Source organism: Streptomyces orinoci, assembly GCF_003121295.1.
In the GTDB taxonomy this organism is placed as follows: Bacteria; Actinomycetota; Actinomycetes; order Streptomycetales; family Streptomycetaceae; genus Streptomyces; species Streptomyces orinoci.
Genome location: NZ_PHNC01000029.1, coordinates 1 through 25,630 on the forward strand (window position 1 = coordinate 1; position 25,630 = coordinate 25,630).

The window sequence follows — 25,630 nt, forward strand, 5'->3', positions numbered from 1 at the left end:
GGACCGGCCCCGGGGGCGGCGCCTCGTACCGTGGGATCGCCCGGTTCGAAGTAAGTGCCCAGCCGTCAAAGGCTTGAAACCGCGAGGAAACCTGCACGTTATGCGGTGGCCCGCATAGAGCATCACCCGACGGCGGTGCCGAAGGCAATACCGAGGAGGTAAGTCACACCCGCCGCCACCCCGCCGAGCAGCAGCTGACGCAGCCCGCTGAACCACCAGGAGCGGGCGGTGACCCGGGCGACGACGGCGCCGCAGGCGAACAGTCCCAGCAGGGCGAGCAGCACGGCGGGCCACAGCACATTCAGCCCGAACAGATAAGGCAGTACGGGCAGCAGGGCGCCCAGGGCGAAGGAGCCGAAGGAGGCGACGGCGGCGGTCATCGGGGACGGCAGGTCGGAGGGGTCGATGCCCAGCTCCTCCCGGGCGTGGATCTCCAGCGCCTGGTCGGGGTCGCTGGACAGCTGCCGGGCGACCTCCCGGGCCAGCTTGGGCTCCACCCCGCGCGACTCATAGAGCGCGGCCAGCTCCTCCAGCTCGTCGGCCGGGTGCTTGCGCAGCTCGCGCCGCTCCACATCCAGCTCGGCCAGCACCAGCTCGCGCTGGGAGGCGACGGAGGTGTACTCGCCCACGGCCATGGAGAAGGCACCGGCGGCGAGCCCCGCCAGCCCGGTGATCACTATGGTCTGCGACCCGGCGGAACCACCGGCCACGCCGGTCATCAGGGCCAGGTTGGAGACCAGCCCGTCCATGGCGCCGAAGACGGCCGGGCGCAGCCAGCCGCCATTGACATCACGGTGGGTGTGGTTGTCACGGTGCGCTATATGCGTGGCGGCGGCAGCGTCGAGGACGGACATGGGTGTGTGGGTGCTCCCTTCCAGGGGGCGCGGCCCGGTGCGCCGCTGCCCCATCGAGATCGAAGGTACGCACGTTCGGGCCCCGCCCGCCAGCAAGGAAGGCCGAACTTACCGCGCCGACCAGCACCGATTACCCACCGTTGCCGGGTGCGCCCCCTCAGGGGCGCGAGGAACTGCGCGACCAGCCACGCACGGCCCGCAGCCGAGCGACAGCGGGACGCCCCCAGGGGCGCGGGGAACTGCGCGACCGGCCAGCCACGGCCTGCGGCCGAGCGGCGACGGTTGTTGGCAGACGCGGTTTCGTTGCCGGGTGCGGCCCGGTGGCTGGTTGTGCCCACCCGTTCCGCCCTGCGGAACGACTGCCCACAACCAGCACCGCCCCCGCGTCAAACGTTCTTGCTCGGCGCCGGACCCGCAGGGTCACCCTCGGCCGGACCCGCAGGGTCACCCTCATCGCGGCGCTCCGCGCCATGCTGCTCGGCCGCGTCCGCCGCATCCGCCGACGCACCCGGCTCCACCACAGCCTCCCGCCCAGGCCGCCGCTTCCCCGAGATCACGAAGTAGGCGACAGCCGCCAGGAAGACGATGATCGACGTCCAGTCATTGAGCCGCAGCCCCAGAATGTGGTGCGCGGTATCCACCCGCAGATACTCGACCCAGAACCGCCCCACCGTGTACGCGGCCACATAGAGCGCGAACGCCCGCCCGTGCCCCAGGGTGAAGCGGCGGTCGGCCCAGATCACCAGGGCCGCGACGCCCAGGCACCACAGCGACTCATAGAGGAAGGTCGGGTGGTAGAGACCGCCCACCCGCCCGATCGCGGGATCGGAATGGATCTTCAGCGCCCATGGCACATGCGTCGGCTTGCCATAGAGCTCCTGGTTGAACCAGTTGCCCCAGCGGCCGCAGGCCTGGGCGATGGCCACGCCGGGGGCCACCGCGTCCGCCCAGGCCGGCAGCGGGATGCCCCGGCGGCGGCAGCCGATCCAGGCGCCCAGCGCGCCCAGTGCGACCGCGCCCCAGATGCCCAGTCCGCCTTCCCAGATCTTGAAGGCATCGACCCAGTTGCGCCCCTCACCGAAGTAGAGCTCATAGTCGGTGATCACGTGGTAGAGGCGTCCGCCGACCAGGCCGAAGGGCACCGCCCACACCGCGATGTCGGCGACCGTACCCACCCGGCCGCCTCGCGCCACCCAGCGCCGGTTGCCGAGCCAGACGGCGACAAAGACGCCGATGATGATGCAGAAGGCATAGCCGCGCAGCGGAATCGGCCCGAGGTGGACCACGCCGGTCGACGGGCTGGGAATGTAAGCGAGATTCATGGCACCACCGACGCTACCTTGCCGGACCGCGCGAACGGCAACCCACCCGGCACAACGGCTGCGTAACGGGCCGCCCCGGCGGAGGGTGGCGTTCCCGGTCGTCCGACGGGGCTCAGTCCTCCCCCTCCGCCGCCGGCGTCCGCTTCGCCGCCCCCGCTGCGGCCGCCATCTGCCGCAGCTTGGCGGGGGTGAGCGGGTGGGCCGGGTCGGCGTAGATGCTCTTGCCGTTGAGCAGCACGGTGGGCGTGGCCTTGTAGCCGGACTTGGCGAAGGCGGCCTGGTTGCGCTGCACCCAGCTGTCATGGGTGCCCTCGTCCACACACTTCTGGAACACCGGGGTGTTCAACCCCTGGACCTTGTCGGCGAGTTGGACCAGCCGGGACTTGGCGGCGAAGGCGTCGTCGGTCTCCACCGGCTGGTTCTGGTAGAGCACATCGTGGTAGGCGGAGAACTTGCCGGCGTCCTGGGCGCAGGCGGCCGCGTTGGCCGCGTTGACCGAGCCCTTGCCGCCCAGATTCTTGTCGATCAGCGTGACGATGTGGTACTCGGCCTTGAGCTTGCCCTCGTCCTCCAGCGAGTGGATGGTGCTCCGGTAGGCGTTCTCGAACAGGCCGCAGGCCGGGCAGCGGAAGTCCTCGTAGACCACCAGGGTGGCGGCGGCCGCGGCCTTGCCCACCGGGATGGCGGCGTGGTCCTTGCCCTGGGTGCCCTGCGGGGCGACCGGCGGTCCGGCCACCGGGGTGTTGTGGCCCTTGTCCTTGGAGCCCGCCACCAGGACCGCCACCCCGGTGCCCGCGCCCAGCACCGCGATCACCGCGCCGGCCGCGATCAGGGTCCGCTTGCGCCGGTCACGGGACTCGTCCCGCAGCCGCTGTTCCTGCAGCCGCTCACGGGCGCTGCGCTTGCCATCGCTGTTCTGCTTGCTCACGTCCCCGTACAACGAACCGGGGGTGCGGCCCAGCGCACCCCCGGCAGCAGGTTCCTTCCAACGAGTTAAGCGGGTTATCCGCGCTTGCGTACGCCCTCGGCGAGCTCACCGGCCAGCGTACGCACGGCGGCCAGCCCGGTCTCCAGGTCGGGAGCGTCCAGCAGGCGCTTGACAAAGGCCGAGCCGACGATCACGCCGTCCGCGAACCGGGCGACCTCGGCGGCCTGTTGGGCGTTGGAGACGCCCAGGCCGACGCAGACCGGCAGGTCGGTGACCGCCCTGGTGCGGTCCACCAGTTGCCGGGCCTCATGGCCCACCGACTCCCGGGTGCCGGTGACGCCCATCAGCGAGGCGGCGTAGACAAAGCCGGTGCCCGCCGCGGTGATCTTGGCCAGCCGTTCGTCCCGGCTGCTGGGCGCGACCACGAACACCGTGGCCAGGCCGTGTTCCTGGGCCGCCTTGCGCCACTCGTCGGACTCCTCCACCGGCAGGTCGGGCAGGATGCAGCCCGCTCCCCCGGCCTCGGCGAGGTCCGCGGCGAACCGGGCCACGCCATAGCGGTCCACCGGGTTCCAGTAGGTCATGCACAGGATGGGCGCTCCGCTGATCCGGTGTGCCTCGCGGACCGTCTCGATCACATCGGTGATCTTCACTCCGCCGCGCAGCGCGATGTCGTCGGCGGTCTGGATCACCGGGCCGTCCAGCACCGGGTCGCTGTGCGGCAGTCCGACCTCGACGATGTCGCAGCCGCCGTCCAGCATGGTGGTGATGGCACGTACCCCGTCGGCCACGGTGGGGAAGCCGGCCGGGAGGTAGCCGACCAGCGCGGCCCGGTGCTCCGCCTTGGCGGCCGCCAGTACGGAGTTCAGCAACTCTGCGTTCCCCGCCATCAGTTGGCCCCCTCGTCCGTGGTGTCGTAGAGCCCGAAGTAGCGGGCGGCGGTGTCCATGTCCTTGTCGCCGCGGCCGGAGAGATTGACCAGCAGCAGGCCGTCCGGCCCCAGTTCGCGGCCGGTCTCCAGGGCGCCGGCCAGGGCGTGGGCGCTCTCGATGGCCGGGATGATGCCCTCGGTGCGGGAGAGCAGGCGCAGCGCCTGCATGGCCTCATCGTCGGTGACGGCCCGGTATTCGGCCCGGCCGATGTCCTTGAGGTAGGAGTGCTCGGGGCCGATGCCGGGGTAGTCCAGTCCGGCGGAGATCGAGTACGGCTCGGTGATCTGGCCGTCCTCGTCCTGCAGCACATAGCTGCGGGAGCCGTGCAGGATGCCGGGGGTGCCCTGGGTGAGGGTGGCGGCGTGCTCACCGGTCTCCACCCCATGGCCGCCGGGTTCGCAGCCGATCAGGCGGACGCCGGTGTCCGGCAGGAAGGCGTGGAACAGGCCCATGGCGTTGGAGCCGCCGCCGACACAGGCCAGGGCGGCGTCGGGCAACCGGCCGGTGCGTTCCAGGAGTTGGCGGCGGGCCTCGACGCCGATGACCCGGTGGAAGTCGCGGACCAGGGCCGGGAAGGGGTGCGGTCCGGCGACGGTGCCGAAGAGGTAATGGGTGCGGTCCACATTGGCGACCCAGTCACGGAACGCCTCGTTGATGGCGTCCTTGAGGGTGCGGCTGCCGGATTTCACGGCGATGACCTCGGCACCGAGCATCCGCATCCGGGCGACATTGAGCGCCTGGCGCTTGGTGTCCACCTCGCCCATATAGATGGTGCATTCCAGGCCGAACAGGGCGCAGGCGGTGGCGGTGGCCACCCCGTGCTGGCCGGCGCCGGTCTCGGCGATCACCCGGGTCTTGCCCATCCGCTTGGTGAGCAGGGCCTGGCCCAGCACATTGTTGATCTTGTGGGAGCCGGTGTGGTTGAGGTCCTCGCGCTTGAGGAACACCCGGGCGCCACCGGCGTGTTCGGCGAACCGGGGGACCTCGGTGAGGGCGCTGGGGCGGCCGGTGTAGTTGGCCATCAGCTCATCGAGCTCGGCGGCGAAGGCCGGGTCGGCCTTGGCCTTCTCGTACTCGGCCGCGACCTCGTCCACGGCGGCGACCAGCGCCTCGGGGATGAACTTGCCGCCGAAGGCGCCGAAGTAGCCTGTGGGCGTGGGGACTTGACCCTCGGGGTCAGGGAAAAAGAAATGCTCTTGGGACACTTGTGTGCCTCCGGGTAATCGGGTGGGAGGGTGGGCGGAATCCGCCGAAGGCGGAAACGACGCCGACCCGGCAATGGCGATCGCTTAGAACGCACCCCGACGCCATCGGCGCCCATTGATCTGCCCCGGCTCGCACCCGATGTGGTACCGCACCCTGCGGCCCCGTACCCGCCGCGCGGGCGCACGGCAGCCCCGAGGGCGGCACCCTCGGGCCAACCGTGCGTACGCGGCCATGGAAATCAGCCCCGCCCGTGCCGCAGCGCCGGGTGCGCCCCGGCGGCCACCAGGTCGGACACCGCCGTCCTGGGGTCGCGCCCGGTCACCAGGGACTCGCCGACCAGCACCGCGTCGGCACCGTCATTGGCGTAGGCGATCAGGTCGTGCGGCCCGCGCACCCCGGACTCGGCGATCTTGATGATGCCGTCCGGAATCTCCGGTGCCACCCGGGCGAAATTGTCGCGGTCCACTTCGAGGGTCTTGAGGTTGCGGGCGTTGACCCCGATGATCCGGGCGCCGGCGTCCACCGCGCGCCGGACCTCCTCCTCGTCGTGCACCTCCACCAGCGGGGTGAGCCCGATGGTCTCGGCCCGCTCGATCAGCGAGACCAGGGCCGGCTGCTCCAGGGCGGCGACGATCAGCAGGGCGAGGTCGGCTCCACAGGCCCGGGCCTCCCACAGCTGGTAGGCGGTGACGATGAAGTCCTTGCGGAGCACCGGGATGTCCACCCGGGCGCGTACCGCCTCCAGGTCGGCCAGCGAGCCGCCGAAGCGGCGCTGTTCGGTCAGCACGCTGATGACGGCCGCGCCGCCCGCCTCGTAGTCGGCGGCCAGCGCCGCCGGGTCGGCGATGGCGGCCAGCGCGCCCTTGGACGGGCTGGAGCGCTTGACCTCGCAGATCACGCTGACGTTCTCGCCCCGGAGCGCGGCCGCGCCATCCCTGGCCTGTGGTGCCCGCGCCGCCCGTTCCTTGAGCTCGTCGAGGCTGACGCGCGCCTGCCGTTCCGCGAGATCGGCACGGACTCCGTCGATGATCTCGTCGAGCACACTCACGCGAGCGGCCCCCTTCCGGACTCGGATGATCTGGGCTGACGCGGTGGGTACTCACCTCACCAGCACACTGTGATGGTACTTGGCGCCGGGCTGAGCTTTTACATCCGGTTGACATCGCCGCCGGGTCGCCGGGGTCCTCAGGGCGCCAGCGCGGCTCCCCAGGGCAGGTTGCGCAGCACGGTGAAGGCCGCCACCACCGCTCCCAGCGCCCACCCGTGCCCGGCCCGCAGCGGGAGCCGGAGGCCCTCGCCGCCGCGCAGGGTGCGCAGCAGCCATACGGTCCACAGCACGGCGAAGGCCGCGTACCCGGCGGCGGCCAGCGCGTTGGCCCGTAGCGCGGCCGCCATATCGCCGTGGGTCAGGGCGTACAGGCCGCGCAGCCCGCCGCAGCCGGGGCAGTACAGACCGGTGTGGGCCAGCAGGGGGCAGGCGGGGTAGCGGCCGGGCCGGTTGGGGTCCACCGTGCCGACCAGGGCGGCCGCGGCGGCCAGCAGGGCGGCCACGCCCAGCGGGGCGGCGAGTCGGCGGGTGAGCGGCCTGGGCATACCGCCAGTCTTCGCCGGAATGCGCCAAGGCGCAGCCCGGGACGTGCGTACGGTGCGTGGGGTACGGCTCGTACGTCCCGGGCCGCGCCTTGGCGGGAGCGTCGCTCAGCCCTGGGTCTGGGCCTTCGCCTGGGCCTTGGCGGCGCCCTTGGGCTCGGCGCCCAGGCCCATCAGGCGCATGATGCCGCCGACGATGGCGCCGAGGAAGATGATCACGATTCCGGCCCAGAAGCCGACCGGCTTGGCCATCACGATAAAGGCACTGGCCACACAGAAGCCGATGAAGGCGATGATGACACCGGTCCAGGCGGCCGGGGTGTGTCCGTGGTGGCTGTTCGCCATGGGTTGACTCCTCGTCACTGGTCGCGCCTCGCGGCGCGGAAAACGCTCGCGGTCATTGTTCCCGACGGCCGGGGGCCGCCGGGACCCGGGGTGTGCCCGGCGCCCTGGGTCACCGGGTGGGGTCCTCGCCCCGGTCCAGGGCCTTCCACAGCTCCTCGGGACGCTCCGGGTCGGGGGCGGTGCGCGGGCGGCGCGGACGCGGGGTGCCGTCCCGCTCGTAGCGGCCGGACATGGCGGGCCAGTGCCGGCCGTAGCGCAGCGCCAGCAGCCCGGCGAGCAGCAGCAGTGCCCCGCCGGCCACCGCCACCCAGGGCCAGCCGGTGTGGGTGACCTGGCTGACGGCGGTGCCGGTGATGCCGCTGGACCGGGAGGCCTTCTCGTCCAGGGTGGAGGTGTCGGCGGCGCCGCTGACGGCACCGGCCACGATCCCGGCGCCGCACAGGGCCAGCAGCGCGGCCACCACGGTCCGGGTGGCGCCGCGTACCGCGAACACCGCCACCAGCGCAGCCAGGCCGACCACGGCCAGGGCGCCGGGCAGCCCGGTGATCTCCTGGCCGCTGGCGTGCTCATGGAGGGCGCCGGCGGTGCCGGCCGCCGTGCCCCTGGCCCAGGTGCGGCCGCCCGCCAGCAGGACCAGGGCGGCGCCCAGCACGGTCAGCAGCAGGGCCAGGGCCACACTGCGGCGCCGGGCGCCGGGGCGCGCCGGTTCGGTCCGGTTACGGGGGTGGGGTACTGCTGCGCTCACCCCTCCACTATCCCCCGGGGCCACGGGCGCCGCGCAGCCGGGGTCATCCGGTTGCCCCTGGACGGGTGAGCCGGGCGGCGCCGTGCACCGCGCGCAGCACCGCGGCGGCCTTGTTGCGGCACTCGGCGTCCTCGGCGGCCGGGTCGGAGTCGGCGACCACGCCCGCACCGGCCTGGACATAGGCGGTGCCGTCGCGGAGCACGGCGGTGCGGATGGCGATGGCGGTGTCGGAGTCGCCCGCGAAGTCCAGATAGCCGACCGCCCCGCCGTACAGGCCGCGGCGGACCGGCTCCAGCTCCTCGATGATCTGCATGGCGCGGGGCTTGGGGGCGCCGGAGAGGGTGCCGGCCGGGAAGCAGGCGGTGAGCACATCGAAGGCGGTACGGCCGGGCGCCAGCCGGCCGGTGACGGTGGAGACGATGTGCATCACATGGCTGTAGCGCTCGATGGACATGAAGTCCACCACCTCCACCGTGCCCGGCTGGCAGACCCGGCCCAGGTCGTTGCGGCCCAGGTCCACCAGCATCAGGTGCTCGGCGCGCTCCTTGGGGTCGGCCAGCAGTTCCTCGGCGAGGGCGGCGTCGGCCTGCGGGGTGGCGCCGCGCGGGCGGGTGCCGGCGATGGGGTGCAGCATGGCCCGCCCGTCCTCCACCTTGACCAGGGCCTCGGGGCTGGAGCCGACCACATCGAAGCCGTCGAACCGCAGCAGATACATATACGGGCTGGGGTTGGTGGCTCGCAGCACCCGGTAGACGTCCAGCGCGGAGGCCTCGCAGCGGGTCTCGAAGCGCTGGGAGGGCACCACCTGGAAGGCTTCTCCGGCCCGGATGCGCTCCTTGACCTCCTCCACCGCCGCCATATAGTCCGGGCCGCCCCAGCGGGCGGCGAACTCCGGCAGTTCGGCGGGCGGCAGCACGGCCGGGCCGCTGGGCACGGGGCGGGCCAGGTCGGCGGCCATGGCGTCCAGGCGGGCCACGGCGTCCGCGTAGGCCTCGTCCACACCGGTGTCCAGGTCGTTGTGGTTGATGGCGTTGGCGATCAGCAGGACGGTGCCGTTCCAGTGGTCCAGCACGGCCAGGTCCGAAGTGAGCAGCATGGTCAGCTCGGGCAGGCCCAGGGTGTCCCGGGCGCCGCCGGGGTGCTCGCCGATCTTCTCCAGGCGGCGGACCACGTCATAGCCGAGGTAGCCGACCATGCCGCCGGTGAAGGGCGGCAGCCCGCTGTCCTCGATGAGGTCGCGCGGGGTGTGCAGGGCTTCCACGGTGGCGCGCAGCGCGGCCAGCGGGTCGCCGCCGGTGGGCACGCCGACCGGCGGGGTGCCCAGCCAGTGGGCCTGCCCGTCGCGGACGGTCAGGGTGGCGGAGGCTCGTACGCCGATGAAGGAGTAGCGCGACCAGGTGCGGCCGTTCTCGGCGGATTCCAGCAGGAAGGTGCCCGGGCGTTCGCCGGCGAGCTTGCGGTAGAGGCCGACGGGGGTGTCCCCGTCGGCGAGGAATCGGCGGGTCACCGGGATGACCCGGCGGTCCTTGGCGAGCGCGCGGAAGCTGTCCGCGGTGGGTGTGACGTCCGAGAAGGCGGCCATGGCAGCGGAGCCTAACGCCTGTCCGGCGGATCTCCGATCATGGCCGCGGCCGGCCCCGCGCCGCCGGATCCCGCCAGGGCGGCCGGCCGCCGGCGCGGCGGGGAAGAGCCCGGTCCCGGGGCCGTCCGGCGCCCGCGCTCAGCCCAGTGGCAGGTTCCCGGAGTCGAAGCAGGTGCGGGTGCCGGTGTGGCAGGCGGGGCCCACCTGGTCCACCTTGACCAGCAGGGTGTCGGCGTCGCAGTCCAGGGCCACCGATTTCACATGCTGGACATGGCCCGAGGTGTCGCCCTTGACCCAGTACTCCTGGCGGCTGCGGCTGTAGTAGGTGCAGCGGCCGGTGGTCAGGGTGCGGTGCAGCGCCTCGTCGTCCATCCAGCCGACCATCAGCACCTCGCCGGTGTCGTACTGCTGGGCGACGGCGGGGATCAGGCCGTCGGCGTCGCGCTTGAGGCGGGCGGCGATGGCGGGGTCGAGGGACGAGGAGCTGGCGGGAATGCGGCCGGTCATGGGTTCATTCTGCCGCGCCCGCCCCGGGTGCCCCGCGGGTACGGCCCCCTCGCACGCTTGTCGGAGGCATACGGCATGCTTCCGTCATGACCACTCCGCCTCCGCCGCCGCCCTCCAACCCGCCCCAACCGCCGGGTGGTGGCGGCGGTTTCGGCCCGCCGCAGGGTTTTGGGCCGCTGCCTCCCGAGCAGCCGCCGTTCGGCGCCCAGCCCCCCGCCGGGCCGCCGCCCTATGGCCCGTCCGGTTACGGGCCGTACGGGCCCCAGCCGGTGCCGCCCGCGCCCTCCGGCGGCGGCGGGGCGAAGATCGCCGCGATTGTGGTCGCGGTGGTGCTGGTGGCGGGCCTGGCGGTGGGCGGGATGATCCTGTTCCACAACAGCGGCAAGGACGACAAGCCGGTGGCCCATGCCTCCTCCTCGCCCAGCCCGGTGGTGAGCGCCTCGCCGTCCCTGGACAACCCGGCGCCGACCGCCCCGAGCACCACTCCCTCCACGGCCCCGTCCTCGCCGCCGCCGCTGATCGACCTCAAGGCCGGCGACTGCTTCGACGCCCCCCAGCTGTCCCCCTCGCTGGTCCGGCCGGAGAAGCGCTCCTGCGACAGTGCCCACGACGGCCAGGTGATCTCCATGGAGAAGCTGGAGGGGACGCCGGAGAACGAGACCGAGATCAAGGACAAGGCGCTGGCGCTGTGCAAGCCCATCGCCGAGCAGCGGCTGAAGACCATAGGCGACGGCCGCAGGTACTACTACTACGCGCTGTACCCGACCCGGATGGCGTTGCTGCTGCGCGGTGACCGGGACATCGCCTGTGCCATCACCCTCACCGACCGGGCGGGTGGCGCCAAGCTGACCGCGCCGCTGCCCGGTGAGTCGTAGGGTGGCCGTCATGTCAACACACGCACAGCGCGAACGCCTGCTTCTCGCCGATCTGTTGGAGACGGCCGGCCCGCACGCCCCGACGCTCTGCGAGGGGTGGAACACCCGTGACCTCGCGGCCCATGTCGTGGTGCGCGAGCGTCGTTCCGACGCCGCCGCCGGGGCGCTGATCAAGCCGCTGGCCGGCCGGCTGGAGCGGGTGCAGGCCGAGTTCGCCGCCAAGCCCTACGAGGAACTCATCCAGCTGATCCGCACCGGGCCGCCGCGTACCTCGCCGTTCGCCCTCAAGCAGATCGACGAGGCCGCCAACACCGTGGAGTTCTACGTCCACACCGAGGATGTGCGCCGCGCCCAGCCGGAGTGGACGCCGCGCGAGCTGGACCCGGTGTTCGCGGACGCCCTGTGGAGCCGGCTGGAGAAGGCCGCCCGGCTGGTGGGCCGCAAGGCACCGGCCGGCCTGGTGCTGCGCCGCCCCGACGGCCGCACGGTGGTGGCCCGCCGGGGAGCGCCGGTGGTGACGGTCACCGGTGAGCCCGGGGAACTGCTGCTGTTCGCGCTGGGGCGGCAGGACGCGGCCCGGGTGGAACTGGAGGGCGCGCCGGAGCTCCAGGCGAAGCTGCGGGCGGCCCGGCTGGGCATCTGAGCTCCGCCGGGCGGCCGCGGGGGCGCACACTGGTCATGAGGGGAGCGCTCAGGGAGTCTCCGGGGAGGCGCTCATCATGGCTGATCAACGCACGACCGCCCCCGTGGCCGCCTATGGCGTGGCTGTTTCCGCCGGACTGCTGCTGCTGCGGATGATGCTCGGCCTGATCATGGCGACGCATGGGGCGCAGAAGCTGTTCGGGTGGTTCGGCGGGGGCGGTATCAATGGCACCGCGAAGGGGTTCGCCCATCTGGGTTACCCCTGGCCCAGGACGATGGCCCTGGTCTGCGGGCTCTGCGAGGGGCTGGGCGGGGTGGGGATCTTCCTCGGCCTGCTGACCCCGCTCGCGGCGGCGGCCCTGCTGGGCAACATGATCAACGCGCTCTGGGTGACCTGGGACAAGGGGTTCGAGGCCGTGGAGTTCGGGCTGCTGATCGCGGCCGCGGCAGCGGCGCTCGCCCTGACCGGGCCGGGGTGGTACTCGGTGGACCACTATCTGCCGGGGCTGCGGGCGCACCGGCTGGTGTACGGAGTGGGGGCGATCGTCCTCGCGGCCGTCGCCGCGACGGTGGTGCTGCTGCTACGGGCGTAGCCCGGGCATGGGGTGCGGTTGCGTCGCCGGGTGCCCATCCGGGGCGCGGGGAACTGCGCGACCGGCCACAGACGGCCCGCACCCGGACGACGAACTCCTCAACGCACCGGGTGCCGGTCAGGGGCGCGGGGAACTATCGATATGCGGCTCCGCCGCGTGGGCGCGACCAGCCCGAGCCAGCCCGCACCCGACGACGAACCCCTCAGCGCACCGGGTGCCCCGCCTTCCCCAGCGCCCGCTTGACCTCACCGATCCGCAGATCGCCGAAGTGGAACACGGAGGCGGCGAGCACCGCGTCGGCCCCCGCCTCCACCGCCGGAGCGAAGTGCTCAAGGCGGCCCGCTCCGCCGGAGGCGATCACCGGCACCGAGACATGCTTGCGCACGGCGCGGATCATCTCCACGTCGTAGCCGTCCTTGGTGCCGTCCGCGTCCATGGAGTTGAGCAGGATCTCCCCGGCGCCCAGCTCCGCCGCCCGGTGCGCCCATTCGATGGCGTCCAGACCGGTGCCCCGGCGGCCGCCGTGCGTGGTGACCTCGAAGGTTCCGGCGGCGGTGCGGCGGGCGTCCACCGACAGCACCAGCACCTGGCGGCCGAACCGCTCGGCGATCTCCCGGATCAGTTCCGGCCGCTCGACGGCGGCCGTGTTGACGCCGACCTTGTCCGCGCCCGCGCGCAGCAGCTTGTCCACGTCCTCCGCGGTGCGCACCCCGCCGCCCACGGTGAGCGGGATGAAGACCTGCTCGGCGGTGCGGCGCACCACGTCATAGGTGGTCTCGCGGTTGCCGGAGGAGGCGGTGATGTCCAGGAAGGTCAGCTCGTCGGCGCCCTCCTGACCGTAGATACGGGCCATCTCCACCGGGTCGCCGGCGTCCCGCAGATTCTGGAAGTTGACGCCCTTGACGACGCGGCCGTTGTCCACGTCCAGGCAGGGGATGACTCGTACCGCGAGGGTCACGCGGATTCTCCTCGGAAAGCTTCTACCTCTACTTCGACCAGCACCCGGGAGTCCACGAACCCGGAGACCACCACCAGGGTGGCGGCCGGGCGGACGGTGTCGAACAGTTCCTTGTGGGCCCGTCCCACCGCGTCCACGTCCCGGGCGTGGGTGAGGTACATCCGGGTGCGGATCACCGACTCGGGCCCCAGGCCGAAGCGCTTGAGCGCCTCCAGCGCGTTGCCGAAGGCCACCTTGGCCTGTTCATAGGGGTCGCCCTCACCGTGCAGCACACCGTGCACCAGGGGCATGGTCCCGGAGACCAGCACCCGGTCCCCGGCCGCCACGGCGCGGGCGAAGCCGATGGTCTCCTCCCAGGGACTGTCTGTCTGCACTCGCCGTACGGCCTGGCCCGACGGGGTGCCGGGGGTCGTCACCCGGGAATCTGCCGCGCTCATCCGGACACTGCCTCCAGAGCCTCTTCCAAGGTGAACGCCTTGGCGTAGAGGGCCTTGCCGACGATGGCGCCTTCCACGCCCTCCGGTACCAGAGTGGCGATTGCCCGCAGATCGTCAAGGGAGGAGACGCCGCCGGAGGCGATCACCGGCTTGTCGGTGGCCGCACAGACGTTTTTCAGCAGCTCCAGGTTGGGGCCCTGCAGGGTGCCGTCCTTGGCGATGTCGGTGACGACGTAGCGGGCGCAGCCCTCGGCATCCAGGCGGGCCAGGGTCTCATAGAGGTCGCCGCCGTCGCGGGTCCAGCCGCGGCCGCGCAGGGTGGTGCCGCGTACGTCCAGCCCGACGGCGATCTTCTCGCCATGCTCGGCGATCACCTTTGCCACCCATTCGGGGGACTCCAGGGCGGCGGTGCCCAGGTTGACGCGGGTGCAGCCGGTGGCCAGGGCGGCGGCCAGCGAGTCGTCGTCGCGGATGCCGCCGGAGAGTTCGACCTTGATGTCCATGGCGCGGACGACCTCGGCGATCCGCTCCCGGTTGTCACCGGTGCCGAAGGCGGCGTCCAGATCGACCAGGTGCAGCCACTCGGCGCCGGCCCGCTGCCAGGCCTGGGCGGCGGCCAGCGGGTCCCCGTAGGAGGTCTCGCTGCCGGACTCGCCGTGGACCAGCCGGACCGCCTGCCCGTCGCGGACATCGACGGCGGGGAGGAGTTCGAGGCGATGGGTCATGGAAGGGGACCTCACAGGGTGTCGAGCCAGTTGCGGAGCAGGACCGCTCCGGCGTCACCGGACTTCTCGGGGTGGAACTGGGTGGCCCACAGCGGGCCGTTCTCCACGGCGGCCACAAAGGGCTCGCCATGGGTGGCCCAGGTGACCTTGGGGGCCCGGATGGCGTCGTTGGTGATCTCCAGCCGCCACTCGCGTACCGCGTAGGAGTGCACAAAGTAGTAGCGGGTGGCGGCGTCCAGCCCGGCGAACAGCCGGGAGCCCTCGGCGGGCCGGACGGTGTTCCAGCCCATGTGCGGCACCACGGGGGCCTGGAGCGGCTCGACCACTCCGGGCCACTCGTCCAGGCCCTCGGCCTCGGTGCCGTGCTCGATGCCCCGCTCGAAGAGGATCTGCATGCCGACGCAGATGCCCATCACCGGCCGGCCGCCGGCCAGCCGGCGGCCGATGATCCAGTCGCCGCGGGCGGCGCGCAGCCCCTCCATACAGGCGGCGAAGGCGCCTACGCCGGGCACCAGCAGTCCGTCGGCGTTCATCGCCCGGTCGTAGTCGCCGGTGATCTCCACCTCGGCTCCGGCATGGGCCAGGGCCCGCTCGGCGGAGCGGACATTGCCGAAGCCGTAGTCGAAGACGACCACCTTCTTCTTGCCGCTGATGACCTTGTCGCTCATGACCACAGCCCCTTGATGCGCAGCACTCCGGCGGCCAGGCACATGGCGGCGCCGATGCCCAGCAGCACGATCAGGCCCTTGGGCATGCCCTGCTTGAGGAAGGAGATGATGCCGCCGACCAGGAACAGCCCGACGAGGATGAGTGCGGTGGAGGTGCCGTTCACAGTGCGCCCTTCGTGGACGGGATGATCCCGGCGGCCCGCTGGTCACGCTCGCAGGCGTAGCGCAGGGCCCGGGCCAGCGCCTTGAACTGGCACTCCACGATGTGGTGGGCGTTGCGCCCATAGGGGACGTGCACATGCAGGGCGATCTGCGCCTGGGCGACAAAGGATTCGAGTATGTGCCGGGTCATGGTGGTGTCATAGCTGCCGATCATCGGCGCGATGTTCTCCGGCTCGGTGTGCACCAGATAGGGGCGGCCGGAGAGGTCCACGGTGACCTGGGCCAGCGCCTCGTCCAGCGGGACGGTGCAGTTGCCGAAGCGGTAGATGCCCGTCTTGTCGCCGAGCGCCTGCCGGAAGGCGGCGCCCAGGGCGAGGGCGGTGTCCTCGATGGTGTGGTGGGTGTCGATATGCAGGTCGCCGTCGGTCTTGACGGTGAGGTCGAACAGCCCGTGCCGGCCGAGCTGGTCGAGCATGTGGTCGTAGAAACCGACGCCGGTCGAGACATCGACCTGCCCGGTGCCGTCGAGATCTATCTCGACCAGTACCGAGGTCTCCTTGGTGGTGCGCTCCACGCGGCCCACGCGGCTCATTGGTTCTCCTTCATCACTGCACGGACCGCGTCCAGGAACGCGTCGTTCTCCTCGGGCGTGCCCGCGGTCACCCGCAGCCGGCCCGGTACTCCGTTGTCCCGTACCAGGACACCCCGGTCGAGAATCGCCTGCCAGGTGGCGTGGCTGTCCGCGAAGCGGCCGAACTGGACGAAGTTGGCGTCCGATTCGGTCACCTCACAGCCGATGGCGCGTAGTTCGGTGACCAGCCGGTCGCGTTCCGCCTTGAGCTGTTCGACATAGCCCAGCAGGGTGTCGGTGTGCTCCAGCGCCGCCAGCGCGGTGGCCTGGGTGACGGCGGACAGGTGGTACGGCAGCCGGACCAGCTGGACCGCGTCCACCACCGCCGGGTCCGCGGCCAGATAGCCCAGCCGCAGGCCGGCCGCGCCAAAGGCCTTGGACATGGTGCGGGAGACCACCAGGTTGGGCCGGCCCTCGATCAGCGGGAGCAGCGAGGGGCGGTGGCTGAACTCGCCATAGGCCTCGTCCACCACCACCAGGGAGGGCCGGGCGGCCTGGGCGGCCTCGTACAGCCGCAGCACCGTCCCGGCGTCCACCGCGGTGCCGGTGGGGTTGTTGGGCGAGCAGATGAAGACCACCTCGGGCCGGTGTTCGGCGATGGCCGCCACCGCCGCGTCCAGATCGATGGTGAAGTCCTCGTTGCGCGGCCCGGAGATCCAGCCGGTGCCGGTGCCCCGGGAGATCAGGGCGTGCATGGAGTACGAGGGCTCGAAGCCGATGGCGGTACGGCCGGGGCCGCCGAAGGTCTGCAGCAGCTGCTGGATGACCTCGTTGGAGCCATTGGCCGCCCAGACGCCGTCCTTGGTCACCTCATGTCCCGTGCTGCGGGTGAGGTAGCGGGCCAGCTCGGTGCGCAGCTCCACCGCGTCCCGGTCGGGGTAGCGGTTGAGGTGGCGGGCGGCCTCGGCGACCCGCTCGGCGATCCGGGCCACCAGCGGCTCGGGCAGCGGGTAGGGGTTCTCATTGGTGTTCAGGCGCACCGGGACGTCCAACTGGGGCGCCCCGTAAGGGGACTTGCCCCGCAGCTCGTCCCGGATGGGCAGGTCGTCGATCCTGGTCACTTGCTTCCCGGCACCTTCCAGTCGAACCTCGCCTTGAGGGCCGCCCCATGGGCCGGCAGGTCCTCGGCCTCGGCCAGGGTGACCACATGGCGGGCCACTTCGGCCAGCGCCTCGCGGCCGTAGTCCACCACATGGATGCCGCGCAGGAAGCTCTGTACCGACAGTCCGGAGGAGTGGCAGGCGCAGCCGCCGGTGGGCAGGACATGGTTGGAGCCGGCGCAGTAGTCGCCGAGCGAGACGGGCGAGTAGGGGCCGACGAAGATGGCGCCGGCGTTGCGCACCCTGGCGGCCACGGCGGCCGCGTCGGCGGTCTGGACCTCCAGGTGCTCGGCGCCATAGGCATCCACCACGGCCAGGCCCTGTTCGATGCCGTCCACCAGCACAATGCCGGACTGGCGGCCGCTGAGCGCGGGCACGATCCGGTCGTCGGTGTGCTTGCTGGCGGCGACCTGGGTTTCCAGCTCCCGCTCTACGGCGCCGGCCAGTTCCTCGGAGTCGGTGACCAGCACCGCGGCGGCCAGCGGGTCGTGCTCGGCCTGGCTGATCAGGTCGGCGGCGACATGCACCGGGTCGGCGGTGGCGTCGGCGAGGATGGCGATCTCGGTGGGCCCGGCCTCGGCGTCGATGCCGATCCGGCCCTTGAGCAGCCGCTTGGCGGCGGCCACCCAGATATTGCCGGGGCCGGTGACCATATTGACCGGGCGGCACTCCTCGGTGCCATAGGCGAACATGGCCACTGCCTGGGCGCCGCCCGCCGCATAGACCTCGTCGATGCCCAGCAGGGCGCAGGCGGCCAGGATGGTGGGGTGCGGCAGCCCGCCGTGCTCTTTCTGCGGCGGGGAGGCGACGGCCATGGAGCCGACCCCGGCCTCCTGGGCCGGGATCACATTCATCACCACGGACGAGGGGTAGACCGACCGCCCGCCCGGGACATACAGCCCCACCCGCTCCACCGGCACCCAGCGCTCGGTGACGGTGCCGCCGGGCACCACGATCACGGTCTTGTCGGTGCGGCGCTGCTCGCGGTGGACCTTGCGGGCCCGCCGGATGGACTCCTCCAGGGCCGCCTTGACGGCGGGGTCCAGCTCGTCCAGGGCGCGCTCGATGGCCTCGGGGGCCACCCGGACCCGGTCGATCCGCACCCCGTCGAACCGCTCGGCGTACTCGATCAGCGCCGCGGTGCCGCGATGATGCACGTCCTCGCAGATGGGCCGCACCTTCTCCAGGGCGGCCTCGACGTCGAGTTCGGCTCGGGGCAGCAGGTCGCGGTCGATGCGGCCCTCGGCGAAGGCGGCACCGCGCAGATCGATTCGGGAGATCACATGGCCAATTGTCTCAGACCCGCCCTGGCACACGGCTCTCCGTACCACCCACTGATACGCCGGCCGTGACCCCTGAACCATTCTCACCGCACGTGTTCAACCCCTCACCCAAGGGGAATCGTACGCACAGACGTACGGCCGAGGGGAGGGACCGTGACCGATCCGCAGAGCGACCGGCTCCCCGCCGGGCTCGATCTCACCGAGCCGGAACGGGGCATGTGGCGGGCCTTCCGCACCGGCAGCACCCATGATCTGCGCACCCCCGTCACCGAGCAGAACGACCCGGGCGGCCCGCACACCTGGGGTCCGGAGCGCAGCGTACGGGCCGAGGTGGTGGCCCTGTTGCTGCTGGCCGGGCCGCCGGCGGTGCCCGGCCGGGTCAGCGCGCTCAAGCTCAACGGGGCGCATATCACCGGCACCCTGGATCTGTCCGGCGGCACGGTGGCCCCCTATGTGGAGCTGCAGAACTGCCGCTTCGACCAGCAGGTGCTGCTGCCGGAGTGTCACTTCACCACCCTGCGCCTGGTGGGCTGTGCGCTGCCCCGGCTGGAGGCGGCCCGGCTGCGCACCGAGGGGGATCTGCATCTGACCCGCTGTGTGGTGCGCCGGGGCATCCGGCTGACCGACGCCCATATAGGCACCGATCTGCTGCTCAACCAGCTGGTGGTGCGCCGGGACCGGCGCGGCCAGTCCATCTCCGCCGACGGGCTGTCGGTGGGCCAGGACCTCCAGGCCGAACTGGCCCGCTCCTATGGCGAGTTGAGCATGCGGGGCGCCCGGATAGGGGTCTCGCTGAGCCTGCGCGGCACCACCCTGAGCAACCCCTACGGGCAGCGGGCGCTCAACGCCCCCCAGCTGACCGTGGAGCGCACCTTCTATCTCACCCCCGCCGGGGTCAGCGCCTCACCCACCCCCACCGGGGCCACTCCCCCGTACGGCATCTCCCTGACCACCCCGGAGCGCGGCACCCGGCTCCAGCGCTTCACCTGTGAGGGCGGGATCCGGCTGGACGACGGCCGGTTCGGTGATGCGGTGGACTTCAGCATGGCCCGCCTGGCCCTGGGCCCGGACCAGGAGCTGTCGCTGCGCCGGGTCCAGACCCCCGAGCTGCGCTTCCTGGGCGAGAGACCCACCGACGGCCGGGTGGTGCTCTCCGGCGCCCGGGTGGTCAACCTGGTGGACCGCTGGGAGAGCTGGCCCGGCCCCGGCTCCCTGGTGATGGCCGGCTTCTCCTACGAGACCCTGATACCGCTGGGCCCCTTCCCCCTGGCCAAGCGCCTGGAGTGGGTGGCGGCGGCCACCCCCGAGTACGCCCCGGAGCCCTATGAGCGGCTGGCCGCGGCGCTGCGCGGCGGCGGTGAGGACGCCGACGCCCGGGTGGTGCTGCTGGCCAAACAGCGCCGCAGACGCGAGACCCTCCCCCTGGCCGGGAAGGCCTGGGGCCTGCTCCAGGACTGGCTGGTGGCCTATGGCTACCGCCCCGGCCGGGCGGCGCTGTGGATGGCCGTGTTCTGGGCCCTGGGCACTCTCTACTTCGCCGGGCACCCCATGCCCCCCATCCGCCATGACGAGGCGCCGAACTGGAACCCCGAGCTCTACACCCTGGACCTGCTGCTGCCCATCGTCGATCTGGGCCAGGGCAAGGCATGGAAGGCCGAGGGGCTGGGGCAGTGGCTGGCGGCGGCCCTGGTGCTGGTCGGCTGGGTGCTGGCCACCACGGTCACCGCGGGGGCCTCCCGCCTGCTGCAGCGCCGGTGAGACCGGTGCGGGATCACCGCCGCCGGGCCCCATCGCCCGGCCGGACCATTAGGCTTACCGGCTGTGACCACCGCGCGCCTGCCCATCTTCCCGCTGAACTCGGTGCTGTTCCCGGGCCTCGTCCTCCCGCTGAACGTCTTCGAGCAGCGGTACCGCGCGATGATGCGCCATCTGTCCGGGCTCCCCGAGGAGCTGCCGCGCCGGTTCGGGGTGGTGGCCATCCGGGACGGCTTCGAGGTGGCCCCCAGCGCCCCCGGCCTGCCGGAGGAGACCCGCCCGGAACCCGGCCCGGCCACCGGTTTCGGGCCGGACCCCATCCGCTCCTTCCACTCGGTGGGCTGTGTGGCCGAGGCGGCCACCATCAAGGAGCACCCCAATGGCACCTTCGAGGTGCTGGCCAGCGGCACCACCCGCTTCCGTCTGCTGTCCGTGGACGCCACCGGCCCCTTTCTCACCGGCGAGGTGGAGCACCTGGAGGAGCGGCAGGGCGACGAGGCCGGAGCGCTCGCCGCCGGGGTGCTACGGGCCTTCCGCACCTACCAGAAGCGGCTGGCCGCGGCGGTGGAGCGGTCACTGGCCGGGCAGACCGAGCTGCCCACCGAACCCTCGGTGCTCTCCTATCTGGTCGCCGCGGCCGCCATGCTGGACGTCCCCGCCAAACAGCGGCTGCTCCAGGCCCCGGACACCGCCTCCCGCCTGGCGGAGGAGCTGAAACTCCTTCGTGCCGAGACCGCCTTGATCGGTAAGCTCCCCTCACTCCCGGCCACCGAGCTGACCCGGCGGCCGACCAGTCCCAACTGACCATTCGACACTGGCCATTCCACACTGGCCATTGCAACTCACCCGGGGGGGCAGAGGACTTGGCGAAACGGTCCGGTACCGGCGGCGGCACCCCGGCGATCGTCGCCCTGGAACGCGCCGGGGTGCCCTTCCAGATGCACTCCTACCCCCACCAGCCCGGCACCGCCCCCTATGGCGAGGAGGCGGCCGAGGCCCTGGGAGTGGACCCGGAGCGGGTGTTCAAGACCCTGGTGGCCGAGGTGGACGGCACCCTGACCGTGGCCGTGGTCCCGGTGTCCCACTCCCTGGACCTCAAGGGCTTGGCGTCGGCGGTCGGCGGCAAGCGGGCCGCCATGGCCGACCCGGCCGCCGCCGAGCGGGCCACCGGCTATGTACGCGGCGGCATCTCCCCCCTCGGCCAGCGCCGCAGGCTGCGCACCGTGCTCGACGACTCCGCCCGCACCCACCCCACCATCCATGTCTCGGCCGGCCGCCGCGGCCTGGAAGTGGAGCTGACTCCCGCCGAGTTGGCCGCCCTGACCGCCGCCGCCTTCGCCCCGCTCCGGCGGGAGCGGTGACCTGGGCCGGGTTTCCGCCCCGGAGCCCAGCGGAAACGGGCGGAAACCCGGCCCACTCGCTCGGCCGATCGCGGCGGGCAGCCCCGGGCCGTTCCACCGGCCAGGGCCGCCGCACCCCTCGACAGGCCCCCCTTCGCGCGCTACGACCGTTACATGTCCAAGCGAACCCGCAAACGCAAATGGCGCCTGCGCAAGAGCCGTGCCAACCACGGCCGCAGGCCGGCGTAAGGGCGCGACCTCAGGCCCCGGGATCTTCGAGGAGCTCCTCGGGATCCCGTGGGCCCCACAGCGCGGTGAGCAGCAGATGCACCGCCATCGCCGCGACCGGCCAGGCCAGCAGCATCCCCTTGGCGCCCAGCCGCAGCGGCGCGTCGAAGACCACGCCCTTGCCCACCGCGCGGGCATGCGCCGCCACATCCGAGGTGGGTCCCAGCCACATGCCCAGCCGCCAGGCGAGCAGCGAGGCCAGCAGTGAGCCCACGGCCAGCCCGGCCACCAGGGCGATCCCGCCGGTCCGGCGCAGCCAGAACACCACCGCCGCGCTCAGCGCGCCAAAGCCCAGGCCGAGCAGGGCGAAGACGCCGTCCGCGCCGATCGCCTGCTCCCCCTCGGTGTTCTTGAGGTAGACCGCCTTGCCGTCCGAGATCAGCGGCACCCGGGGCGACAGCCACACCCACAGCAGCCCCAGCAGCACCCCGGCCACGGTGACCGCCACCGCCACCACGGCGGCGGGGACCAGCTCGGCGCGCAGTGCGGCCGTGGGTCGGCCGGGGCGGGGGTCATCGTCGGCGATGGGCGGAGACGGTGGGGTCTGCGGTGCGCTCACCCCGTCATCGTGCCATGTCATCGCACCGCCGCCCGCCGGTAGGCCCAGGTGGCGAGGGCCAGCGAGAGCACTCCCACGGCCGCGCACACCCCCAGGTCGGCGGCGACCAGCAGCCAGTCGGGACGGGCGTCGAAGCTGTGCGCCAGCGCCTCCACCCCATAGGTGGAGGGCAGCAGGTCCCGGGCCCAGTCGATGGGCGCCGGCAGATGCGAGGCGGGCAGCACGCCCAGCAGCAGCGCCGCCGACATGCCCAACTGCCCGCCGAGCGTGGCCAGTTCGGGACGGGGCGCGAGCAGGCCCAGGGCCGCGCCCAGACCGGACAGCGCGGCACCGGCCAGCGGCACCACCCCGGCCAGCACCCAGAGATGCGCCAGCGGCAGCTTGAACAGCACACTCCCGGCCACCGCCGTGAACGCGGTGCCGGGCACGGTGAAGGAGGCGTACGCACCGGCCGCGCCCAGCACCACCGCGGCGGGCGGCACCGGGAGGGTGGCGTAGTGGTCCAGCCCGCCCCCGGCCCTGAGCTGCCCGAAGTACTGGGCCAGCAGGTTGAGCGCCACAAAGGCGACCACCAGCACGCTGGAGCCGGCCACCACGGCGCGGGCGTCCTCGCCGCCGGAGACCACCCCGCGCATCAGGATCATGATGCCGATGGACTGGAAGGTCGCCACGAACAGCAGCGGTATCCGGGCCACCCGGGCCCGGGACAGCTGCGCCCGGTAGACCGCCGAGAGGGCGGGCAGCAGCCGCGCCCTGGGCGCCAGCGGGGCGGCTTGGGCCCGAGCCTCCGGCTCCCGGCCCGCGCCCCGGCGGGCGCCGGGCAGCGTGCCTGCCTGGTCCGCCGCCGTCTGTGCGGATACGGCGCTACCGGACACCGTGGTCATCCCTTCACCAGTCCCTTGGCCTGACCGCCGCCGAGCGCCAGATAGACGTCCTCCAGACTCGGGGTGGCCAGGGTGAAGTCGTCCAGCGCGGCGAAGGCGGGCCCGCCGGTCACCGCGGCCACCGCGGCCCGCGCCTCGGCCGGGGCGAGCCGCAGCGACCAGCGCCGTCCCGCCTCCTGGGCGCGGGGCCGCAGGGCGGCGACCTCCGGCGCGTCCAGCGGGGGCTGGTCCCGCCAGACCAGGTCCACCCGCACCTCGTCGCCCACCAGGGACTTGAGTCCGGCCGGGGTGTCACAGGCGATGACCCGGCCCGCTTCCAGCACCGCGACCCGGTCCAGCACGGTCTCGGCCTCGATCACGTTATGAGTGACCAGCAGCACCGTGGTGCCCCGCTCGGCGCGGCGGCGGTCCACGGCGGCCCAGACGGCGCGGCGGGCCACCGGGTCCATACCGGTGGTCGGCTCGTCCAGGATCAGCAGCGGACGGTCGCCCACCAGGGCGGCGGCGAAACAGGCCAGGCGGCGCTGCCCGCCGGACAGCTTCTTCAGGGGCCGGGCGGCGAGCGCGGTCAGCCCCAGCTCCTCAAGGACCGCGTCCCGCTCGGCACGTGCGGTGCGCGGGTCCAGGCCGCGCAGCCGGCCGGTGGTCTCGGCGGCGAGGGCGACGGTCAGTTCGTCCAGGGCGGTGGACTCCTGGCCGAGGTAGGCGAGCAGACGGGCGGCCCGCTCGGGGTGGCGCACCAGGTCATGGCCGAACAGCTCGATGCGGCCCGCGTCGGGCCGCATCAGGCCGGTCAGCTGGCGGACCAGGGTGGTCTTGCCGGCCCCGTTGGGCCCCAGCAGACCGAAGATCTCGCCGCGCCGGATGTCGAGATCGACCTCGTCGGTGGCGCGGACGGCGGGCGCGGCGGGGGCGCCGCGGCGGGCTCGGCCGGCCGGATACGACTTGACCAGGCCGCGCACGGTACCGATCACCGTGTCCTCGGCTGTCGCCACAGCCTGCTCCGCGCCCGTCCTCACGAGCTAAGAGAGTACGCGCCCGCGCCCTGAGCTCGCCGCTGGGGTTGCCCTTGGCGGCGCATTGCCGGGTGCGCCGTTCCCTGCGCTCCTATTGGGGCGCCAGCGTTGTGGGCAGTCGTTCCGCAGGGCGATGGGGGTGCCCCCGCGCCGTTCAGGCGTGGGGGAGGGTGGGCACAACGCGACCACCGGGCCGCACCCGGCGACGAAAGCCGCGTTCATCGCCGGGTGCGGACCGTGCGTGGCCGTTCGCGCAGTTCCCCGCGCCCCTGAAAGGCGCACCCGGCGAAGGCACGGCGTCTGCCGGCGACCGTTGCCGGTCGGCCGCAGGCCGTGCATGGCTGGTCGCGCAGTTCCCCGCGCCCCTGGAAGGGGCGCACCCGGCGAGGGCAGGGTGCGCTAGTCGCCCGCAGGGGCGTGCTCCGCTGCGGTGCGGGCGTCGATTTCGCGCCAGAACCCCGCCCGAATCGCATAGCGATCGTGCTCATCGATCTGATCGTCCTTGTGCGCGAGCAGCCCGAACCGCGCCGCATACCGCAGCAGCTCCCCATCGATCCGATGCGGAATCCGCGGATACTCCGTGGACAGATGCTGCAGCTGAACGGAGTCGGCGATCCGCTCAGTCCACCGCCGGGCGAAGACCTGCCCGACCTCGAAGGGGTCACCACTGACCGTGGTGATGTCCTCCTCCCGGTCCGCCCACCGCTGCTCCGCACTCGTGAGCTGCGCCAGCGTCGGCAGTGCCGCGATCTCCGGGGACTCCCCCAGCCCGTTCCCGGAGGAGGAGCCCCGGTCCACCCACCCCTTGTCCGAGGACCACCGCAGGGTCGCGTTGGTGGCGGGCCCCTGCCCGGCCGTGGCGGCCGCCGGGCGGCCCAGTCCGGCCAGGTCCTTGGGGGTGGGCACGGAGCGCGCGCCGGAACCGTCCCGCTCCCCGGCCAGCGCCGCGGGCGAGGCGGGCCGTACCCCGTTGCGCCCGGCCGGCCGCGCCTCCGCGCTGCTCGCGGGCGACCCGGCCGCGGCCGCCGGCTCCGGCAGCGGCGCGGAGAGGATCGCCGCGATCTCCGGCTCCGGCGCCGGCTGCGGCGCACACGCCCCGGTGAGCTCCTTGGCCCGTACCGCCCGGGTGATCCAGGTACGGTCCAGCACCCGCCGTTCGTCCGCCTCGGCGACCAGGTCCTCGGACTGGTTGTAGTCGCCGTCCGCGGCCTGCACCGCCCAAAGGTGCACCGCGACCCCGTGTTCCTTGGCGGACATCAGGCCCGGCAGCAGATCGCCGTCGCCGGTGACCAGCACCACGTCCGAACAGGCCCGGTTGCGGGCGAGTTCGGTGAGTTCGGCGTGCATGGCGGCGTCCACGCCCTTCTGCCCCCAGCGGCCGTCGCTGCTGCGGGTCAGCGCGCCCAGCCGTACGGTGACCCGGGGCATCACCCGCAGCCTGCGGTGTTCCGGCTGGGGAACGCGGTCGGGGGCGCCGTCGAACCAGTAGATCCGCAGCAGCGGCTGTCGCGTCTCGTCCTCGGCCCGCTCGCGCAGGCCCTGGATGAGGGTCGCGTGGTCAACGGTGATGCGGGACCGGGCCGAGTCCCCGGCCAGCAGGCTCGCGGCGGCGCCCAGCAGATATCCGGCGTCCACCAGGACGACGCAGCGGTCCACGTTCCACCCTCTTTCCCTTGCCGTTCCCTGTGTTTCGTCAAGGCGGT

General features: G+C 72.6%; 31 protein-coding genes. 7 read left to right on the plus strand and 24 right to left on the minus strand.

Annotated elements, in window-relative coordinates:
• Window positions 1-122 precede the first annotated feature (122 nt).
• From CV755_RS14580 to hisI, 12 genes are all read right to left on the minus strand, one after another.
• Window positions 123-854, minus strand: a complete 732-nt coding sequence (locus CV755_RS14580) for a VIT1/CCC1 transporter family protein (protein ID WP_109280669.1) — start codon at window positions 852-854, stop codon at window positions 123-125.
• Between the two features lie 386 nt (window positions 855-1,240).
• The gene (lgt, locus tag CV755_RS14585) at window positions 1,241-2,176 is read right to left on the minus strand and encodes a prolipoprotein diacylglyceryl transferase (RefSeq protein ID WP_109280670.1); all 936 of its coding nucleotides are present in this window, start codon (window positions 2,174-2,176) and stop codon (window positions 1,241-1,243) included.
• Window positions 2,177-2,288: 112 nt separating this feature from the next.
• Window positions 2,289-3,104, minus strand: a complete 816-nt coding sequence (locus CV755_RS14590; protein WP_109280671.1) for a thioredoxin domain-containing protein — start codon at window positions 3,102-3,104, stop codon at window positions 2,289-2,291.
• Between the two features lie 74 nt (window positions 3,105-3,178).
• Complete coding sequence (gene trpA / locus CV755_RS14595) at window positions 3,179-3,994, minus strand: tryptophan synthase subunit alpha (protein ID WP_109280672.1); 816 nt, start codon at window positions 3,992-3,994, stop codon at window positions 3,179-3,181.
• Window positions 3,994-5,241: a tryptophan synthase subunit beta gene (gene trpB, locus CV755_RS14600; protein WP_109280673.1), complete on the minus strand. Its 1,248-nt coding sequence runs from the start codon at window positions 5,239-5,241 to the stop codon at window positions 3,994-3,996. The genes trpA and trpB overlap by 1 nt, the downstream gene beginning before the upstream one ends.
• 84 nt (window positions 5,242-5,325) lie before the next feature.
• A complete protein-coding gene (trpM, locus tag CV755_RS37190) occupies window positions 5,326-5,475 on the minus strand; it encodes a tryptophan biosynthesis modulator TrpM (RefSeq protein WP_422070551.1) in 150 nt (49 codons plus the stop codon).
• Window positions 5,476-5,480: 5 nt separating this feature from the next.
• Entirely contained in the window at window positions 5,481-6,290 is an 810-nt protein-coding gene (gene trpC, locus CV755_RS14605) for an indole-3-glycerol phosphate synthase TrpC (protein ID WP_109280674.1), read from the minus strand.
• Between the two features lie 137 nt (window positions 6,291-6,427).
• Window positions 6,428-6,835 carry a DUF2752 domain-containing protein gene (locus tag CV755_RS14610; RefSeq protein ID WP_109280675.1) on the minus strand — a complete coding sequence of 136 codons (408 nt, stop codon included), beginning with the start codon at window positions 6,833-6,835 and terminating at the stop codon, window positions 6,428-6,430.
• Between the two features lie 105 nt (window positions 6,836-6,940).
• Window positions 6,941-7,177 carry an HGxxPAAW family protein gene (locus tag CV755_RS14615; RefSeq protein ID WP_109280676.1) on the minus strand — a complete coding sequence of 79 codons (237 nt, stop codon included), beginning with the start codon at window positions 7,175-7,177 and terminating at the stop codon, window positions 6,941-6,943.
• A gap of 109 nt (window positions 7,178-7,286) precedes the next feature.
• Complete coding sequence (locus CV755_RS14620; RefSeq protein ID WP_109280677.1) at window positions 7,287-7,922, minus strand: TIGR02234 family membrane protein; 636 nt, start codon at window positions 7,920-7,922, stop codon at window positions 7,287-7,289.
• 43 nt (window positions 7,923-7,965) lie between these two features.
• Window positions 7,966-9,504, minus strand: coding sequence for an anthranilate synthase component I (locus CV755_RS14625; protein WP_109280678.1), 1,539 nt, complete (start codon window positions 9,502-9,504; stop codon window positions 7,966-7,968).
• Window positions 9,505-9,642: 138 nt separating this feature from the next.
• Window positions 9,643-10,011 carry a phosphoribosyl-AMP cyclohydrolase gene (gene hisI / locus CV755_RS14630; RefSeq protein WP_193553407.1) on the minus strand — a complete coding sequence of 123 codons (369 nt, stop codon included), beginning with the start codon at window positions 10,009-10,011 and terminating at the stop codon, window positions 9,643-9,645.
• An 86-nt stretch (window positions 10,012-10,097) separates the two neighbouring features.
• Between hisI and CV755_RS34950 the strand changes: the two genes are divergently transcribed.
• The 3 genes from CV755_RS34950 (at window position 10,098) to CV755_RS14645 (ending at window position 12,121) form a co-directional block, all read left to right on the plus strand.
• A complete protein-coding gene (locus tag CV755_RS34950) occupies window positions 10,098-10,886 on the plus strand; it encodes a hypothetical protein (protein ID WP_109280679.1) in 789 nt (262 codons plus the stop codon).
• 10 nt (window positions 10,887-10,896) lie between these two features.
• Entirely contained in the window at window positions 10,897-11,529 is a 633-nt protein-coding gene (locus tag CV755_RS14640; RefSeq protein WP_109281872.1) for a TIGR03085 family metal-binding protein, read from the plus strand.
• A 76-nt stretch (window positions 11,530-11,605) separates the two neighbouring features.
• Entirely contained in the window at window positions 11,606-12,121 is a 516-nt protein-coding gene (locus CV755_RS14645) for a DoxX family membrane protein (protein WP_109280680.1), read from the plus strand.
• A gap of 202 nt (window positions 12,122-12,323) precedes the next feature.
• On the opposite strand, the gene hisF is transcribed toward CV755_RS14645, so the two are convergent.
• Genes hisF through hisD form a run of 8 tightly spaced genes read right to left on the minus strand, consistent with a single transcriptional unit; the run spans window position 12,324 to window position 18,085 of the window.
• Window positions 12,324-13,079, minus strand: coding sequence for an imidazole glycerol phosphate synthase subunit HisF (gene hisF / locus CV755_RS14650; RefSeq protein WP_109280681.1), 756 nt, complete (start codon window positions 13,077-13,079; stop codon window positions 12,324-12,326).
• Window positions 13,076-13,516 (minus strand): RidA family protein, encoded by a 441-nt coding sequence (locus tag CV755_RS14655; protein ID WP_109280682.1) that lies wholly within the window; start codon window positions 13,514-13,516, stop codon window positions 13,076-13,078. The genes hisF and CV755_RS14655 overlap by 4 nt, the downstream gene beginning before the upstream one ends.
• Complete coding sequence (gene priA / locus CV755_RS14660; protein WP_109280683.1) at window positions 13,513-14,241, minus strand: bifunctional 1-(5-phosphoribosyl)-5-((5-phosphoribosylamino)methylideneamino)imidazole-4-carboxamide isomerase/phosphoribosylanthranilate isomerase PriA; 729 nt, start codon at window positions 14,239-14,241, stop codon at window positions 13,513-13,515. The genes CV755_RS14655 and priA overlap by 4 nt, the downstream gene beginning before the upstream one ends.
• Before the next feature lie 11 nt (window positions 14,242-14,252).
• Entirely contained in the window at window positions 14,253-14,909 is a 657-nt protein-coding gene (hisH, locus tag CV755_RS14665) for an imidazole glycerol phosphate synthase subunit HisH (protein WP_109280684.1), read from the minus strand.
• Window positions 14,906-15,073, minus strand: a complete 168-nt coding sequence (locus CV755_RS35130) for a hypothetical protein (RefSeq protein WP_164503292.1) — start codon at window positions 15,071-15,073, stop codon at window positions 14,906-14,908. Before CV755_RS35130 ends, hisH begins: the two co-directional genes overlap by 4 nt.
• The gene (gene hisB / locus CV755_RS14670; protein WP_109280685.1) at window positions 15,070-15,663 is read right to left on the minus strand and encodes an imidazoleglycerol-phosphate dehydratase HisB; all 594 of its coding nucleotides are present in this window, start codon (window positions 15,661-15,663) and stop codon (window positions 15,070-15,072) included. Before hisB ends, CV755_RS35130 begins: the two co-directional genes overlap by 4 nt.
• Window positions 15,660-16,763, minus strand: coding sequence for a histidinol-phosphate transaminase (locus CV755_RS14675; RefSeq protein ID WP_109280686.1), 1,104 nt, complete (start codon window positions 16,761-16,763; stop codon window positions 15,660-15,662). Before CV755_RS14675 ends, hisB begins: the two co-directional genes overlap by 4 nt.
• Window positions 16,760-18,085, minus strand: coding sequence for a histidinol dehydrogenase (gene hisD / locus CV755_RS14680; RefSeq protein WP_109280687.1), 1,326 nt, complete (start codon window positions 18,083-18,085; stop codon window positions 16,760-16,762). Before hisD ends, CV755_RS14675 begins: the two co-directional genes overlap by 4 nt.
• 216 nt (window positions 18,086-18,301) lie before the next feature.
• Between hisD and CV755_RS14685 the strand changes: the two genes are divergently transcribed.
• The 4 genes from CV755_RS14685 (at window position 18,302) to CV755_RS37360 (ending at window position 21,429) form a co-directional block, all read left to right on the plus strand.
• Window positions 18,302-19,843, plus strand: a complete 1,542-nt coding sequence (locus CV755_RS14685) for an oxidoreductase (protein WP_422070577.1) — start codon at window positions 18,302-18,304, stop codon at window positions 19,841-19,843.
• Window positions 19,844-19,906: 63 nt separating this feature from the next.
• Window positions 19,907-20,644: an LON peptidase substrate-binding domain-containing protein gene (locus CV755_RS14690; RefSeq protein WP_109280689.1), complete on the plus strand. Its 738-nt coding sequence runs from the start codon at window positions 19,907-19,909 to the stop codon at window positions 20,642-20,644.
• Between the two features lie 59 nt (window positions 20,645-20,703).
• Window positions 20,704-21,201 (plus strand): Cys-tRNA(Pro) deacylase, encoded by a 498-nt coding sequence (ybaK, locus tag CV755_RS14695; protein WP_109280690.1) that lies wholly within the window; start codon window positions 20,704-20,706, stop codon window positions 21,199-21,201.
• A 153-nt stretch (window positions 21,202-21,354) separates the two neighbouring features.
• Entirely contained in the window at window positions 21,355-21,429 is a 75-nt protein-coding gene (locus CV755_RS37360; protein ID WP_479681639.1) for a hypothetical protein, read from the plus strand.
• A gap of 10 nt (window positions 21,430-21,439) precedes the next feature.
• Here CV755_RS37360 and CV755_RS14700 read toward each other — a convergent pair whose 3' ends face one another.
• The 4 genes from CV755_RS14700 to CV755_RS14715 all read right to left on the minus strand — a co-directional run bounded on the left by CV755_RS14700 (window position 21,440) and on the right by CV755_RS14715 (window position 25,583).
• A complete protein-coding gene (locus tag CV755_RS14700) occupies window positions 21,440-22,048 on the minus strand; it encodes an ABC transporter permease (RefSeq protein WP_422070552.1) in 609 nt (202 codons plus the stop codon).
• Window positions 22,045-22,911, minus strand: coding sequence for an ABC transporter permease (locus tag CV755_RS14705; protein WP_241561216.1), 867 nt, complete (start codon window positions 22,909-22,911; stop codon window positions 22,045-22,047). The genes CV755_RS14700 and CV755_RS14705 overlap by 4 nt, the downstream gene beginning before the upstream one ends.
• Window positions 22,908-23,882 carry an ABC transporter ATP-binding protein gene (locus CV755_RS14710; protein WP_109281873.1) on the minus strand — a complete coding sequence of 325 codons (975 nt, stop codon included), beginning with the start codon at window positions 23,880-23,882 and terminating at the stop codon, window positions 22,908-22,910. Before CV755_RS14710 ends, CV755_RS14705 begins: the two co-directional genes overlap by 4 nt.
• A gap of 444 nt (window positions 23,883-24,326) precedes the next feature.
• Window positions 24,327-25,583, minus strand: a complete 1,257-nt coding sequence (locus tag CV755_RS14715; protein WP_193553408.1) for an NYN domain-containing protein — start codon at window positions 25,581-25,583, stop codon at window positions 24,327-24,329.
• Window positions 25,584-25,630 lie beyond the last annotated feature (47 nt).

Bases quoted from the DNA above. Each gene is read 5' to 3' on its own strand.
- CV755_RS14645 (WP_109280680.1), top strand. From the start codon at position 11,606: ATGGCTGATCAACGCACGACCGCCCCCGTGGCCGCCTATGGCGTGGCT.
- CV755_RS14640 (WP_109281872.1), top strand. From the start codon at position 10,897: ATGTCAACACACGCACAGCGCGAACGCCTGCTTCTCGCCGATCTGTTG.
- hisI (WP_193553407.1), bottom strand. From the start codon at position 10,011: ATGACCGGCCGCATTCCCGCCAGCTCCTCGTCCCTCGACCCCGCCATC.
- lgt (WP_109280670.1), bottom strand. From the start codon at position 2,176: ATGAATCTCGCTTACATTCCCAGCCCGTCGACCGGCGTGGTCCACCTC.
- hisH (WP_109280684.1), bottom strand. From the start codon at position 14,909: ATGAGCGACAAGGTCATCAGCGGCAAGAAGAAGGTGGTCGTCTTCGAC.
- CV755_RS14625 (WP_109280678.1), bottom strand. From the start codon at position 9,504: ATGGCCGCCTTCTCGGACGTCACACCCACCGCGGACAGCTTCCGCGCG.
- CV755_RS14655 (WP_109280682.1), bottom strand. From the start codon at position 13,516: ATGAGCGCGGCAGATTCCCGGGTGACGACCCCCGGCACCCCGTCGGGC.
- trpA (WP_109280672.1), bottom strand. From the start codon at position 3,994: ATGGCGGGGAACGCAGAGTTGCTGAACTCCGTACTGGCGGCCGCCAAG.
- hisB (WP_109280685.1), bottom strand. From the start codon at position 15,663: ATGAGCCGCGTGGGCCGCGTGGAGCGCACCACCAAGGAGACCTCGGTA.
- trpM (WP_422070551.1), bottom strand. From the start codon at position 5,475: ATGGCCGCGTACGCACGGTTGGCCCGAGGGTGCCGCCCTCGGGGCTGC.
- priA (WP_109280683.1), bottom strand. From the start codon at position 14,241: ATGACCCATCGCCTCGAACTCCTCCCCGCCGTCGATGTCCGCGACGGG.
- CV755_RS34950 (WP_109280679.1), top strand. From the start codon at position 10,098: ATGACCACTCCGCCTCCGCCGCCGCCCTCCAACCCGCCCCAACCGCCG.
- CV755_RS14685 (WP_422070577.1), top strand. From the start codon at position 18,302: ATGTGGCGGGCCTTCCGCACCGGCAGCACCCATGATCTGCGCACCCCC.
- CV755_RS14580 (WP_109280669.1), bottom strand. From the start codon at position 854: ATGTCCGTCCTCGACGCTGCCGCCGCCACGCATATAGCGCACCGTGAC.
- CV755_RS14705 (WP_241561216.1), bottom strand. From the start codon at position 22,911: ATGACCACGGTGTCCGGTAGCGCCGTATCCGCACAGACGGCGGCGGAC.
- CV755_RS14610 (WP_109280675.1), bottom strand. From the start codon at position 6,835: ATGCCCAGGCCGCTCACCCGCCGACTCGCCGCCCCGCTGGGCGTGGCC.
- CV755_RS14615 (WP_109280676.1), bottom strand. From the start codon at position 7,177: ATGGCGAACAGCCACCACGGACACACCCCGGCCGCCTGGACCGGTGTC.
- CV755_RS14700 (WP_422070552.1), bottom strand. From the start codon at position 22,048: ATGACATGGCACGATGACGGGGTGAGCGCACCGCAGACCCCACCGTCT.